This is a genomic window from Humibacter ginsengiterrae (assembly GCF_054780115.1).
The window spans coordinates 1-13,309 of sequence record NZ_BAAGWY010000003.1 but is presented as its reverse complement, the minus strand read 5'-3'; the positions used below and the strand labels follow the sequence as shown (position 1 = coordinate 13,309).

Sequence of the window (13,309 nt, the reverse complement as noted above, 5' to 3'; positions counted from 1 at the left end):
GCGTCAAGGATAAGCGCGGCGACCGACAGTGGATGCCCGCGCGAACGCCGACGCGGCCCGATCAAGCCGATCGGCCCAAGGCGTCGCGGGCGACCGCTGCGAGGTCCGGCTGATCGGCGAACACCCCGTCCACGCCTGTCGACATGATCAGCTCGAACTCGCCGGTCCAGTCGCCGTAGTGCTCGGAGGCTTCGCCGCGGCGGAACGGTTCGGCGAGGAAGCGGTTCTCTGCCCGCATCGTCCACACGTAGATCTGCAGGCCCGCGCCATGTGCGCGATCCACGAGGTCCGTGATGCCGTCACCCGCAGCATCCAGCAACAGCGTCTTGTCCACGCTGATGCCGTCGATCGCGCCGTCGCCACTGGCGCCGGCGAGCTCGTACAGCCCCGCCTCGTCGATCTCCTGCGCATACTCTCGGGCTGCCGCGCCGTCTCGGGCGACCGCATCGTACGGGGCACCGCCGGCCTCGACGAGATACACCGATCTGCCGCGGATGCCTCGCCTGCGCACCTGCGCGAGCACCGTTCGCTCGAACGACTCGACCACGAGTCGCCCGTGCGAGTAGTTCCACGCCGCCTCGCGAACCGCCGCCGAGAACAGGTCGTCCAACGGCAGGCCGAGCTGCTCGAAGTAGGTGGCGTGCTTGAGTTCGACCACGAGACCGAGCTCACGGTCCGCCCGCTCTGAGCACCGGTCGACGAGTTCGAACAGATCGGAGAGCCGCATCAGCGGATAACGCCCGTCGAAGGTTGAGCTCGCCTGACGCACTTCCGGCAGCCGCTCGACGCAGTGCAGTGTCGACAATTGCTCCCACGTGAAGTCTTCCGTGAACCATCCAGTGCGCGTCACGTCGTCGACGACCTTGGTCGTACGGAGGTGCTCGAACTCGGGACGGGATGCGACATCAGTGGTGGTGGAGATCTCGTTCTCGTGCCGCAGCACCAGAACACCGTCCTTCGTCGCCACCACGTCGGGCTCCACGGCGTCGGCACCGAGTGCGAACGCCAGCTCGTATGCTGCGCTCGTATGCTCCGGGCGGTATGCAGAAGCGCCTCGATGGCCGATGATGAGGGGCGCAGAGGTCATGGCCTCACGATAACGAGTGGGTTGAGCAGCGATCTGCACAGCAGAACCTCAGCCCGAACATGACCGATCTTCGGTAACGTTTCATCATGGCTCTCTCGAACCCCGCGTTCTCGCGCAATCCGGCCTTCAAGCCGAACAATCCCGCGGCAGGTGCCCCTACGGCGACCGACACGAACGCGCTCGCCACGACCGAGGGCATCCAGTCGCTGTACGACGCCCCCGCGGCGACGTCGGCCGACACCGGCCGTATGACCTACGAAGACACCATCGTCAAGACGGTGCTGCTCTTCGCGGTGATCCTCGCCACCGCCGTGGTGGGCTGGTTCTTCCCCGTGCTGACCTTCCCCGGCGCCATCGTCGGTCTCGTGCTGGGGCTCGTCAACTCCTTCAAGCGCAAGCCATCGCCTGCGCTCATCCTGTCGTACGGCGCCGCTCAGGGCCTTTTCATCGGCGGCATCTCGGCCATCTTCGAGCAGCTCTGGAATGGTGTCGTCATTCAGGCGATCCTCGCGACGCTGGCCGTGTTCGCGGTGACGCTCGTGCTGTTCGCCAGCGGCAAGGTTCGCGCATCCGCCCGTGCGACGAAGGTGTTCCTCGTCGCCCTGATCGGCTACGCCGTGTTCGGTGCGGTGAACCTCGTGGTGATGATGTTCGGCGGATTCAGCCAGACCACCACGGGTGGCCCGTTCGGCATCTACTCCATGCACGTGCCGTGGTTGTTCAACATTCCGCTCGGCGTTCTGATCGGTGTCTTCGCCGTGATCCTCGCCGCCTACTCGCTCGTGCTCGACTTCGACTTCATCCAGAACGGCGTGAAGAACCGGGCACCGCGGGTGATGGGCTGGTACGGCGCGTTCGGCCTCGCCGTCACCCTGATCTGGCTGTATGTCGAGTTCCTGCGTCTGTTCGCGATCATCGCGGGCGGCGGCGGGCGCAACTAGCCGAAGCCTCACGAAGGAGCCCCGCCCGGTCCGACCGGGCGGGGCTCCTTCGTTGCCGGGTGCTTTCGACGGGCCGAGGAAGCGGGTAGGCGCTCAGTCGTCGTGGGCGCCGGCCGCCATGCCCGCGGCGATCGCATCCATCACCGTCGAGTCCGCCAGCGTGGTGACGTCGCCGATGGGACGGTTCTCGGCCACATCGCGCAGCAGCCGCCGCATGATCTTCCCGCTGCGCGTCTTCGGCAGCTCCGCGACGACCATGATCTGACGGGGCCTGGCGAGCTTGCCGATCTGCACGACGACGTGCTCGCGCAGCTCGGCGACGACATCCTCGCCGCCGTCGCCGGCCTCGGCCCGGAGGATGACGAACGCCACGATCCCCTGCCCGGTCACCTCATCGGTCGCTCCCACGACGGCCGCCTCTGCCACCTTCTGATGCGAGACCAGAGCCGACTCGATCTCCGTCGTGGAGAGGCGGTGGCCGGAGACGTTCATGACGTCGTCCACGCGGCCGAGCAGCCACAGGTCGCCGTCCTCGTCCTTCTTCGCGCCGTCGCCGGCGAAGTACACGCCAGGGAACCGCGACCAGTACGTGCTCACATACCGCTCGTCGTCGCCCCAGATCGTGCGCAGCATGCTCGGCCACGGCTCGGTGACGACGATGTAGCCACCCTCTCCGTTGGCGACCGGTTCGCCCGCCTCGCTGTAGACATCCACCGAGATGCCGGGCAGCGCACGCATTGCCGCGCCCGGCTTGCCCGCCGTCACGCCGGGCAGCGCGCTGACCATGATCGAACCGGTCTCGGTCTGCCACCAGGTGTCCACGACCGGCGTGCGGTCGTGTCCGATGTTGTGCCGGTACCAGACGTACGCCTCCGGGTTGATCGGCTCACCGACCGACCCGATCACCTTCAGGCTCGACAGGTCGTACTTCGCCGGGATCTGTGCACCCCACTTCATGAGCGTGCGGATCGCCGTGGGCGCGCAATACAGCTGCGTCACCTTGTACTTGTCGATGATCTCCCACCAGCGACCCTGGTGCGGGGAGTCCGGCGTGCCCTCGTACATCACGGACGTCGTGCCGTTCGCGAGCGGTCCGTAGACGATGTAGCTGTGGCCGGTGACCCAGCCGATGTCGGCCGCGGTCCAGTACACGTCCCGGTCGGCCTTGAGGTCGAACACGGCCCACTGCGTGTACGAGCATCCGACGAGGTAACCGCCCGAGGTGTGCAGGATGCCCTTCGGCTTGCCTGTCGTGCCCGACGTGTACATCACGTAGAGCGGATGCTCCGAGTCGAAGTACTCCGGCTCGTGCTCGGTGGACGCCTGCTCCACCGTGTCGTGCCACCACACGTCTCGGCCGTCTACCCAGTCGACGTCGGAGCCGGTGCGCTTCACGACGAGCACCGTGTCGACATCCGCACCGTCGGCGATCGCCTGATCCACCGCGGGTTTGAGGGCTACCGCATTGCCCTTGCGATACGCACCGTCGGCCGTGATCACGACGCGGGCCTGGCAGTCCTCGATGCGGCTGCGCAGCGATTCGGCCGAGAAACCGCCGAACACGACGGTGTGCGGAGCGCCGAGACGAGCGCAGGCGAGCATCGCCACGACGGTCTCCGGGATCATCGGCATGTAGATGGCGACGCGGTCACCGGTCTTCACGCCGAGCTCGGTCAGGGCGTTCGCCGCCTGGCAGACCATTTCGGTGAGCTCCCGGTAGGTGATCGTCCGGGTGTCGCCACGGTCCCCTTCGAAGTAGTACGCAACGCGGTCGCCGAGTCCGGCGGCGACATGACGGTCGAGACAGTTGACGGCCACGTTCAGCCTGCCGCCCACGAACCACTTCGCGAACGGCGGGTTCGACCAGTCGAGCGTCTGATCCCAGTGGGTCTCCCAGTCCAAGCGGTCCGCTGCTCGGTCCCAGAAGGCGAGCCGGTCGGCATCCGCTTCGGTGTAGGCATCCTGTTTCACGTTCGCCTGCTCGGCGAACTCCGGCGAGGGTTCGAACCGGCGGTTTTCGCGCAGCAGGTTGGCGATGGTGGGTTCTTGCGTGTCCGTCATCGCGTCATCCCTTCGACATCGGCACGAGTGGGAGCACCGTGCGCTTGTACGTGAAGTTGGTGACGGTCGCGAACGACGTGTACCAGGCGAGCAGCGCCGTGAGTACTCCGAGGTACCCGCCGATGTAGTTCCACGGGCTCGCCCCGACCCAGGCGCCCAGCACGAGGGCGATGTAGGTGAGCGTCAGCACGACGAACACGAGGAACACGAAGAGGTTCGTTCGGAACGACGCGATCGTCATGTAGCAGGTGAAGATCGCCCAGGCGAGCAGGTACAGGCCGATGCCCTTGGAGGCATCGGAACCCAGCTTCGTGGCCGTGTTCAGATACCAGAACGACATCCAGAACGCTCCGTACGAGCAGAACGCCACGGCACCGAACGTGTTGTGGTTCGCGAACTCCCAGATTCCGGCGATCGCCTGGATGGCGCCGCCATAGAACAGGGCGAGGCCGAGGACCACTCCTCCGGTATCCGCGGGTACCCAGCCCGCGTTCACGACGCTGAGTACGAAGGTGGTCATCCCGAAGCCGGCGAGGCCGAGGCCCGCGGGATCACCGAATGGAACGTGCAACGGTCGGGGCGCTGACTCGGTCGCGGGTTCCGGAGGAACGAATGCGCGATGCGCTTGCGGTGTGGACATGTCCAATCTCCTCAGTGGCCGGCATCGTCGCCGGTCATCGTTCCCACGCTACGCTCGCTGCACTTGACCGAGATCATCGAATTCTCACAGGCAGCTCACTGGCATGAGAATTCCTCATGCGACCGGTGGCAATTCTGAGTCGAAGGGGCGCCATCCGGACCCCGCCCTCACCCGGAATCCGCGTCAATTCGGGATGGCTGGTCAGCTCAATGGTTGCTCGCGAGATTCCGCTCCCGGCGGGGTCACTCCCACTCGATCGTGGCCGGGGGCTTCGAGGTGACGTCGAGCGTCACCCGGTTCACGCCCTCGACCTCGTTCGTGATGCGGTTCGAGATGCGCGCCAGCACGTCGTACGGCAGGCGCGTCCAGTCGGCGGTCATGGCATCCTCCGAGCTGACCGGACGTAGCACGATCGGATGCCCGTACGTGCGCCCGTCGCCCTGCACGCCCACCGAGCGCACGTCGGCCAGCAGCACGACGGGGCACTGCCAGATCTCGCCGTCGAGACCGGCGGCCGTGAGTTCGTGCCGCACGATGGCATCCGCTTTGCGCAGCAGGTCGAGCCTGTCGCGTGTCACCTCGCCCACGATGCGGATGCCCAGCCCGGGGCCGGGGAACGGCTGCCGCGAGACGATCTCCTCCGGCAAGCCCAGCTCACGGCCTACGGCGCGCACCTCGTCTTTGAACAGGGTGCGCAGCGGCTCGACGAGCTCGAACTGCAGGTCTTCGGGGAGGCCGCCGACGTTGTGGTGGCTCTTGATGTTCGCGGTGCCTGTGCCACCGCCGGACTCCACCACGTCGGGGTAGAGCGTGCCCTGCACGAGGAAGCGGATGGGGTCTCCCGCCGCCTTCGCCGTTTCGACCAGTTTGCGCTGCACCTTCTCGAACGCGCGGATGAACTCGCGCCCGATGATCTTGCGCTTCTCCTCCGGGTCGCTCACACCCGCCAGCGCGTTCAGGAACGTGTCGGCGGCGTCGACCGTGATGAGGCGAACGCCGGTCGAGGCGACGTAGTCCTTCTCGACCTGCTCGCGCTCCCCCTCACGGAGCAGGCCGTGGTCCACGAACACCGCGGTGAGCTGGTCGCCGACCGCCTTGTGCACGAGCGCGGTCGACACCGCGGAGTCCACACCGCCGGAGAGCGCCGAGAGCACGCGGCCGTTGCCGACCTGCTCGCGGATCGCCCTCACCTGCGCCTCGATGACGTTCTCGCTGTTCCACTCGGCCGGGATGCCCGCTGCGCGGTGCAGAAAGTTCTCCAGCACCGCCTGCCCGTGTGCGGAGTGCTTCACCTCCGGGTGCCACTGCACGCCGTAGAGCCGCCGCTCGTCGCTGGCGAACGCCGCGACGGGCGTGGAGTCGGTCGAGGCGAGCACCTCGAATCCCGCCGGCGCCTTCGTCACGGAATCGCCGTGGCTCATCCACGCCGTCTGCTGCGCCGGCTGATCGGCCAGCAGCGTGCCGGCATCCGTCACCCGCACGTCGGTCGAGCCGTACTCGCGCGCGCCCGTCTTCGACACCTCGCCGCCGAGCGCCGAGGCCATCACCTGGAAGCCGTAGCAGATGCCGAGCGTCGGCACCCCGAGCTCGAAGATGGCCGGGTCGAAGCTCGGCGCCCCGTCTTCGTACACGCTCGACGGACCGCCGGAGAGCACGATGCCTGCCGGATGCCTCGCCGCGACCTCCTCGGCCGTGATCGTGTGCGGCACGATCTCGGAGTAGACGGATGCCTCCCGCACGCGCCGCGCGATCAGCTGCGCATACTGCGCCCCGAAGTCGACGACAAGCACGGGATGCTCACCAACGGCCGCATCGTCATCATCAACGGTCATTCATGCCTCTTTCGTGATACCGGACCGTCGAGACGGCGGTCGGCGCTGGCGTCGCGGCGGTGGCTAGAAGCGGCCTCCGCTTTGGGCTCCAGCGCGCTACTGGGATGCCTCAACGGCGTTCGATGCTGCCTTGGACTTGACGGGGTTCTCGGCGAGGAATCGATGCACCTGCCGAGTGATGAAGTGCTCGACGATGAACGACATGAACGGCACGACGCCGCCGAGAGCGATCTGCACGAACTTCGTGAACGACATGCGCATCAGCGACCACAGCCGGAAGTCGGCGATGAGGTAGAGCACGTACAGCCATCCATGCGCGATGAGGATCGCCGTGGAGACGTCGAGTCCGGGCAGTTCGCCGCCTGCGGGGTTATACGGCACCAGCGCGAGCACCGGATGCCCCGGGGCGAACGCGTACACCGAGTACCCGATGCCGTATTTGAGGATCATCTCCGCCACCAGAAGCAGCAGCATGATTCCGGTGATGTATGCGGTGACACGGTAGAACGTCAGCGCGCCGGGGATCTTCGGGATGTCCACCGCGCGGGGCCGGGCCGAGTTCGCCGATCGCAACTGCTCGATCGTGCGCTTGAGGAGGCTTCCGCCGTCCTCGTTCTGGGGGGAGTTCGGCATGGGTTCAGTCTAAGTTCTGGTCGGGTGACGGCTGGCTGGGAGCGGGCTCACCGGCGGCGCCCGACCACGCGGCGAGCGCTTCCTCGTACTCCGCCTCGGCGTCTTCGCGCTGCTTCTCCCAGGCATCCTTCACGAGGCGGTACCAGAGGAAGATCGCGAATCCGGCGAAGATCGCCCACTCGGCCGCGTAGAAGATGTTCAGCCAGTTGACCGTCTCCTGCTCGATCGGTGGCGGCGAGTAGATCGCGGTGAGGCCGGCCGGCGGTGTGCCGTGCTCGACGACGTAGGAGCTGTAGATGTCGGAGTCGCCGATGCCGTGCCACAGGTTGACGAGCGCGGCGACCGACATGTCTTTCATGATGAACGGGTCGGTGTTCTCTTTCGGCGCTTCCGGCGCCTCCGAGGGCAGCAGGCGTCCGACGAGCGTGACCGTCGTGGGGTCCTGCGCCTTCAGGCGTGCGATCGCCGCTTTCGCCGCCTGCTCGGTGGGCGCCCAACCGCGCGCGACCGCGAGCTGCGCGGTACGGCCCTTGGCGTCATCCGCCGAGGGGGTGAACCGGGCGATGACCCAGTAGCCGGCGGTTCCGTTGTTCAACCGTCCGGCGAGCATCCCGTAGTCCTGCTGTGCGAACGTGCCGCGCGTGCGCACGAGCTGGCCGATGCCGGCATCCGTCGGCGGCGAGTTCACGGTCGCGACCTTGTTCAGCGGCATCACCGTCTCGGTCGGATGCTCGACGACGTGCCCCGACTGCACCGCGCGTTCCAGCTGCCACTGCCCGAGCCACGCGAAGGCGGCCGCGATCGCGAGAGCCAGCACGAGCGCCGCGATCCACTTCGGGCGCACCATCGTGCGGCCGAGCGACTCGGTTCTCGGCGGAACCGGCTTGTTCATGGATAGGCCGGTCGCCGGTCGGGTGTCACCGGAGATGTCAGTTCTGCTTTCGTGTGTCGTCGTTGTTCGTCTGCCGCATGGCCTGCTCGATCACGCGATCGAGATCCGCGCGGCTCGGCTCCGCGTCGGTGTCGTCCGCGGCGGGCTCCTGTCCGCGGCTGACGGCATCGACGAGGTCGATCTCCTCGTCGAGAACGGGATCGCGCTGTTTCACGGCCGTTCTTCGACGCGGCCGGATCAGTGCAACACCGATCCTCTCAGAGTTGGCTGTGAGCACCGGACCGAGGATGGCCATGATGAGCACGTAGAGACCGGCGAACGGCTCCAGTTTCTGGTTCAGCCCTGCCGCCAGGGAGAGCGTCGCGAGGATCAGGGTGAACTCGCCCCTGTTCATGAGCACGGCGGCGATGTTCAGCCCGGCACGGGCATCCAGCCGGTTGAAGTAAGCGATGAGCTCGCCGGAGAGAACGTTCAGCGCCACCGTCATCACGATGGCGATGAGCACGATCCAGGCGACGCTGCCGAACTCGGCGATGTTCAGCGCGAGGCCGAAGTTGAGAAAGAAGAACGCGGCGAACACGTCGCGCAGCGGTATGGAGATGCGCTCGACCTTGCCGGAGAAGCGCGTCGCGCCGAGCACGAGACCGATCAGGAACGCGCCGATCGCATCCGTCACCCCGATCAGCTCGCCGATGCCGGCGAAGAGAAGGGCCAGCCCGAAGAACAGGATCGTGAACAACTCGTCGTCTCGCGTTCGGAAGAACCGCGAGACGATGCGCCCGCCCCATCGCGCGACGGTGAACATGGCGACGAGGAACGCGGCGGCTATCGCCAGTTGCAGCACAACCGGCCAGAACTGCGTCTGGCCGCTGAGCACGACGGAGACGATCGCCAGGTAGACGGCGATGAACACGTCACCGATGACCGTCGCCCCCAGGATGGCCGGGGTCTCGTTGTTCGCCAGGCGCCCGAGTTCGATCAGCATCTTCGTGATGATCGCGCTCGAGGAGGTACCCACCATGCCGGCGATGATCAGCGCCTCGCGGGTTCCCCAGCCGACCAGTTCGCCGAACAGGAAGCCGACGCCCATGTTGAGAACGATGTAGGTGCCGCCGGAGATGAGCAGCCGGCCGGCGTTGCCGAAGAACTCGTCCTGGTCGAACTCGAGACCGAGGTTGAACAGCAGCAGGATCAGGCCGAAGACGGCGATCAGCCCGATGTCGGCCGTGTCGAAGTTGAGCGGGAAGAAGCCGGTGTGCGGGCTGGCCAAGAGGCCCACGATCATGTAGATCGGGATGGCCGGAAGCCTGATCAGCTTGCCGAGGCGCCCGAGCCCGTACGCGATCACGAACAGGGCGCCGAGCACCATGAGGTCGGTCGCCACGGAGTCGGTCGCGTGCGGCGCGCGAGCCGTGAGCACGGAGGCGGGGTGGGCATCCGCATGCCCGTGCGCGGCGACGCGAGTGACGATGTCGTCACCGAGGGAGGAGAGGAACGCGGGCACGGCGGCGACGGCCACGATCACACTCCGGGCGGAGCGTCAGCGAGAGCCGGCTTGGCCACCTCTCCGGTGCGGAAGAACGTGAACGCCTTGGCGACCTTCTCCGGGGATCCCGCGACCACGAGGGTATCTCCGGGGAACACCTTGAAGTCGGCGGCGGGCGCCGGGTTCGTGGAGTCCCCGCGCACGACGGCGACCACGGTGAGGCCTACCATGCCGACCTCGGCGGGGCTGCCCAGCCGCTGGCCGGCGATGTAGTCCTCGTAGTCGACCGTGAACCAGTCGATGGAGAGACCGGGGATCTGGTCCAGCGCCGTCAGCGACTCGGTGATCTGGGTGCCGCCGAGCAGTTCGGCGAGGGTGTGCGCCTCGTCTTCGTTCAGGCGCAGCGACACCTTGGTGACGTTCGTCGCATCTTGATCGTCGGAGAAGGTGATCAGGTCCGAGTGTCCGGAGCGGTGCGCGATGACTCCGACTTTGCCGCCGTCATCCGTCACGAAGGTGTGCAGCACACCGACCCCGGGAAGCTTCACTCGTCGAACATCAACCATCGTCAAGGACTCCCGTGCATTTGCGTGATTGCAAGTCTAGTTAGTGGGTCGCGGGCCGCCCTGCGCTGTGGGAGAACGCGCCCGGCGCCTTCAGCCGAGGTCGGGGGCCTCCAGGCGCACGCGGTCGGCGGAGGCGTCGTCCGGTTGCTCCTGCGACGCGCGCTCGGCTGCCACGCGGCGCAGGTAGTACGCGATCTCGCGCTCGATGCGCTCCTCGTCCCAGCCGAGTTCCGCGCCCATCAGGCGCGCGGTGACCGGCGCGGCGGAGACGCCGCGGTCCCACGCCTCGATCGAGATGCGGGTGCGCCGGGCGAGCACGTCGTCCACGTGCAGTGCTCCCTCGTGCGACGCCGCATAGACGACCTCGGCGCCAAGATAGTCATCGGCTCCTGGCAGCGGTTCGGCAAGCTCGGGACGCGCGGCGATGAGGTCGAGCACCTCCTGCGCGAGCGTGCCGTAGCGGTTCAGTAGGTGCTCGACCCGGGTGACGTGGACGCCCGACTTGCGCGCGATCCGCGCCCTGCGGTTCCACGCGGCCCGGTATCCGACCGCGCCGACCAGCGGGATCTCCGACGTGGCGGATGTCGGCACTTTGCCGTCGAGGGCGCTCGCTGCCGCGTCGATGGCATCCTTCGCCATGACACGGTATGTGGTCCATTTGCCGCCGGCGATCACGACGAGCCCCGGCACGGCGTGCGCGACGATGTGCTCGCGCGAGAGCTGGGACGTCTCGTCCGACTCGCCCGCCAGCAGGGGCCGCAGTCCCGCGTAGACACCCTCGACGTCTTCGCGGGTGAGCGGAATGGTCAGCACCTGATTCACGTGCTCCAGCAGGTAGTCGATGTCGGCCGCGGTGGCGGCCGGGTGCGCCTTGTCGAGCTGCCAGTCGGTGTCGGTGGTGCCCACGAGCCAGTGCCTGCCCCACGGGATGACGAACAGCACGCTCTTCTCGGTGCGCAGCAGCAGGCCGGCCGCGGATTGGAAGCGGTCGCGCGGCACGACGAGGTGGATGCCCTTGGATGCGCGCACCTTGAACTTGCCGCGCTCCCCCACCATCGACTGGGTGTCGTCGGTCCAGACGCCGGTGGCGTTGACCACCTGCTTGGCGCGGATCTCGAAGACCTCGCCCGTCTCGCGGTCCCTCGCGCGCACGCCGACCACGCGTTCCCCGACCTTGAGGAATCCTTCGACTCGCACCCGGTTCGCGACGTGCGCACCGTAGTGCGCGGCGGTGCGAGCCACGGATGCCGTGTAACGCGCGTCGTCGACCTGCGCGTCGTAGTACGTGATGCCGCCGACGTAGGCATCCGTCGCCAGCGAAGGCGACAGCTTTCGCACCTGTGTGCGGGTCAGGTGCCTGTGGTGCGGCACACCAGGCGGGCGCAGGCCCGTGTAGCTGAACAGGTCGTAGAGCAGCATGCCGGCGCCGATGTAGAAGCGCTCGATGAGCGGTCGCCGCAGCGGGTAGAGGAATCGCACGGGCTTCACGAGGTGGGGGGCGAGCTGCTGCAGCAGCAGACCCCGCTCGATGAGCGCTTCGCGCACGAGCCGGAAGTCGAGCTGCTCCAGGTAGCGGATGCCGCCGTGCACCAGCTTCGACGAGCGGCTGGAGGTGCCGGATGCCCAGTCCCGCTGCTCGACGAGGCCGACGGTGAGCCCACGGGTGACTGCGTCGAGCGCCGCCCCTGTGCCGACGATGCCTCCGCCGATGACGAGCACGTCGAGCTCGTCAGAGCGCATCGACTCGATGGCGTCGGCGCGTTGCTTAGGGCCCAGCTGTGCCGAGTGTTCGATGTGTGCTCGCGAGCTCATGGCGCCTTCAGTGGGACAGGTAGGGGGCGACGACGACCTCGACGCGCTGAAACTCCTTGAGGTCGGAGTACCCGGTGGTGGCCATCGAGCGGCGCAGCGCCCCGACCAGGTTGGCGGTGCCGTCGGCAACCCGAGCCGGTCCGTACAGGATCTCCTCCAGGGTGCCGGTCTGCGCGACCTGCACGCGGTGCCCGCGCGGCAGCTGCGGATGGTGCGACTCGGCGCCCCAGTGCCAGCCACCGCCAGGGGCGTCGGTGGCGCGAGCGAGCGTGGTGCCGAGCATGACGGCATCCGCTCCGCAGGCGATGGCCTTCACCACATCGCCCGACGAGCCGAGGCCGCCGTCGGCGATCACGTGCACGTAGCGTCCGCCCGACTCGTCGAGGTAGTCGCGACGAGCACCTGCCACGTCGGCTACGGCAGTGGCCATGGGGGCATGGATGCCGAGGGTCGCCCTGGTCGTGGATGCCGCGCCCCCACCGAACCCGACGAGCACGCCGGCCGCACCGGTGCGCATGAGGTGCAGGGCAGCGGTATAGGTGGCGGCCCCGCCCACGATGACCGGCACGTCGAGCTCGTAGATGAACTTCTTGAGGTTGAGCGGCTCGACGTTCTTGGAGACGTGCTCGGCCGACACGGTGGTGCCGCGGATGACGAAGAGGTCGACGCCGGCGTCGACGACCGTCTGGTAGAACTCCTGGGTGCGCTGCGGCGACAGGGACCCCGCGACCGTGACCCCCTCAGCACGGATCTCCGCGAGGCGGTCGCGGATCAGTTCCGCCTTGATCGGCTCGGCGTAGATCTGCTGCATCCGCTCGGTGGCCTGCTCGCTGGGCAGCGACCGGATCTCCGCCAGCACCGGCTCCGGGTCGTCATAGCGGGTCCACACGCCCTCGAGGTCGAGCACGCCGAGGCCGCCGAGCCGTCCCATCATGATCGCGGTCGACGGCGAGACGACGGAGTCCATCGGCGCCGCGAGAATGGGCACGTCGAACGTGTAGGCGTCGATCGACCAGGAGGTCGAGACGTCTTCCGGGTCACGGGTGCGGCGGCTCGGCACCACTGCCACGTCGTCGAACGCGTAGACGCGGCGGGCGCGCTTGGCGCGGCCGATTTCGATTTCCATGGTCACCCGGCCAGCCTACCGACGACTGATATGTGTTGAGTTTTGTCAAGGGGGCGTGGTGAAGCGCCGCCGGATTGGTTGCCTGGCGGCGCTTCCTCGTTCGCTGGCGGGGTCGGGGTGCGGCGTGTCTGGTGACGCGTGGTCAGTCTGATATGCGCGGGTTGGTTACCGCATGACCCTGTTTCGGTGAGAGCAGCCAAGCGTGTCTGAGGTCGAGCGTGGCCGTGGTGGAC

11 protein-coding genes are annotated in these 13,309 nt (G+C 67.4%); 1 reads left to right on the top strand and 10 read right to left on the bottom strand.

What is annotated here, in order from left to right; genetic code table 11:
- Positions 1 to 61: 61 nt before the first annotated feature.
- Positions 62 to 1,087: a PI-PLC domain-containing protein gene (locus ACYVII_RS04955; RefSeq protein WP_460531920.1), complete on the bottom strand. Its 1,026-nt coding sequence runs from the start codon at positions 1,085 to 1,087 to the stop codon at positions 62 to 64.
- Between the two features lie 86 nt (positions 1,088 to 1,173).
- Here ACYVII_RS04955 and ACYVII_RS04950 point away from each other — a divergent pair, with 86 nt between their 5' ends.
- Positions 1,174 to 2,028 (top strand): Bax inhibitor-1/YccA family protein, encoded by an 855-nt coding sequence (locus ACYVII_RS04950; protein ID WP_460531917.1) that lies wholly within the window; start codon positions 1,174 to 1,176, stop codon positions 2,026 to 2,028.
- 93 nt (positions 2,029 to 2,121) lie between these two features.
- Here the strand turns inward: ACYVII_RS04950 and acs are convergent, their stop codons facing one another.
- From acs to ACYVII_RS04905, 9 genes are all read right to left on the bottom strand, one after another.
- Complete coding sequence (acs, locus tag ACYVII_RS04945; protein WP_460531914.1) at positions 2,122 to 4,089, bottom strand: acetate--CoA ligase; 1,968 nt, start codon at positions 4,087 to 4,089, stop codon at positions 2,122 to 2,124.
- A gap of 4 nt (positions 4,090 to 4,093) precedes the next feature.
- Positions 4,094 to 4,729: an acetate uptake transporter family protein gene (locus ACYVII_RS04940; RefSeq protein ID WP_460531911.1), complete on the bottom strand. Its 636-nt coding sequence runs from the start codon at positions 4,727 to 4,729 to the stop codon at positions 4,094 to 4,096.
- A gap of 242 nt (positions 4,730 to 4,971) precedes the next feature.
- Positions 4,972 to 6,561: a glutamine-hydrolyzing GMP synthase gene (gene guaA / locus ACYVII_RS04935; protein ID WP_460531908.1), complete on the bottom strand. Its 1,590-nt coding sequence runs from the start codon at positions 6,559 to 6,561 to the stop codon at positions 4,972 to 4,974.
- Positions 6,562 to 6,657: 96 nt separating this feature from the next.
- A complete protein-coding gene (locus ACYVII_RS04930; RefSeq protein ID WP_460531905.1) occupies positions 6,658 to 7,194 on the bottom strand; it encodes a DUF3817 domain-containing protein in 537 nt (178 codons plus the stop codon).
- A 4-nt stretch (positions 7,195 to 7,198) separates the two neighbouring features.
- On the bottom strand, positions 7,199 to 8,086 hold the full coding sequence (locus ACYVII_RS04925; protein ID WP_460531902.1) for an SURF1 family protein: 888 nt from the start codon (positions 8,084 to 8,086) through the stop codon (positions 7,199 to 7,201).
- A 37-nt stretch (positions 8,087 to 8,123) separates the two neighbouring features.
- A complete protein-coding gene (locus ACYVII_RS04920; protein ID WP_460531900.1) occupies positions 8,124 to 9,605 on the bottom strand; it encodes a cation:proton antiporter in 1,482 nt (493 codons plus the stop codon).
- Positions 9,606 to 9,607: 2 nt separating this feature from the next.
- On the bottom strand, positions 9,608 to 10,120 hold the full coding sequence (locus ACYVII_RS04915) for a cation:proton antiporter regulatory subunit (RefSeq protein ID WP_460531897.1): 513 nt from the start codon (positions 10,118 to 10,120) through the stop codon (positions 9,608 to 9,610).
- Positions 10,121 to 10,228: 108 nt separating this feature from the next.
- Complete coding sequence (locus tag ACYVII_RS04910) at positions 10,229 to 11,950, bottom strand: glycerol-3-phosphate dehydrogenase/oxidase (protein ID WP_460531894.1); 1,722 nt, start codon at positions 11,948 to 11,950, stop codon at positions 10,229 to 10,231.
- A 7-nt stretch (positions 11,951 to 11,957) separates the two neighbouring features.
- The gene (locus ACYVII_RS04905; protein WP_460532815.1) at positions 11,958 to 13,076 is read right to left on the bottom strand and encodes a GuaB3 family IMP dehydrogenase-related protein; all 1,119 of its coding nucleotides are present in this window, start codon (positions 13,074 to 13,076) and stop codon (positions 11,958 to 11,960) included.
- Between the last annotated feature and the right edge of the window lie 233 nt (positions 13,077 to 13,309).

Excerpts from the sequence above, each read along its gene's own strand:
- acs (WP_460531914.1), bottom strand. The coding sequence starts at position 4,089 with ATGACGGACACGCAAGAACCCACCATCGCCAACCTGCTGCGCGAAAAC.
- guaA (WP_460531908.1), bottom strand. The coding sequence starts at position 6,561 with ATGACCGTTGATGATGACGATGCGGCCGTTGGTGAGCATCCCGTGCTT.
- ACYVII_RS04905 (WP_460532815.1), bottom strand. The coding sequence starts at position 13,076 with ATGGAAATCGAAATCGGCCGCGCCAAGCGCGCCCGCCGCGTCTACGCG.
- ACYVII_RS04910 (WP_460531894.1), bottom strand. The coding sequence starts at position 11,950 with ATGAGCTCGCGAGCACACATCGAACACTCGGCACAGCTGGGCCCTAAG.
- ACYVII_RS04955 (WP_460531920.1), bottom strand. The coding sequence starts at position 1,087 with ATGACCTCTGCGCCCCTCATCATCGGCCATCGAGGCGCTTCTGCATAC.
- ACYVII_RS04950 (WP_460531917.1), top strand. The coding sequence starts at position 1,174 with ATGGCTCTCTCGAACCCCGCGTTCTCGCGCAATCCGGCCTTCAAGCCG.
- ACYVII_RS04940 (WP_460531911.1), bottom strand. The coding sequence starts at position 4,729 with ATGTCCACACCGCAAGCGCATCGCGCATTCGTTCCTCCGGAACCCGCG.
- ACYVII_RS04925 (WP_460531902.1), bottom strand. The coding sequence starts at position 8,086 with ATGAACAAGCCGGTTCCGCCGAGAACCGAGTCGCTCGGCCGCACGATG.
- ACYVII_RS04930 (WP_460531905.1), bottom strand. The coding sequence starts at position 7,194 with ATGCCGAACTCCCCCCAGAACGAGGACGGCGGAAGCCTCCTCAAGCGC.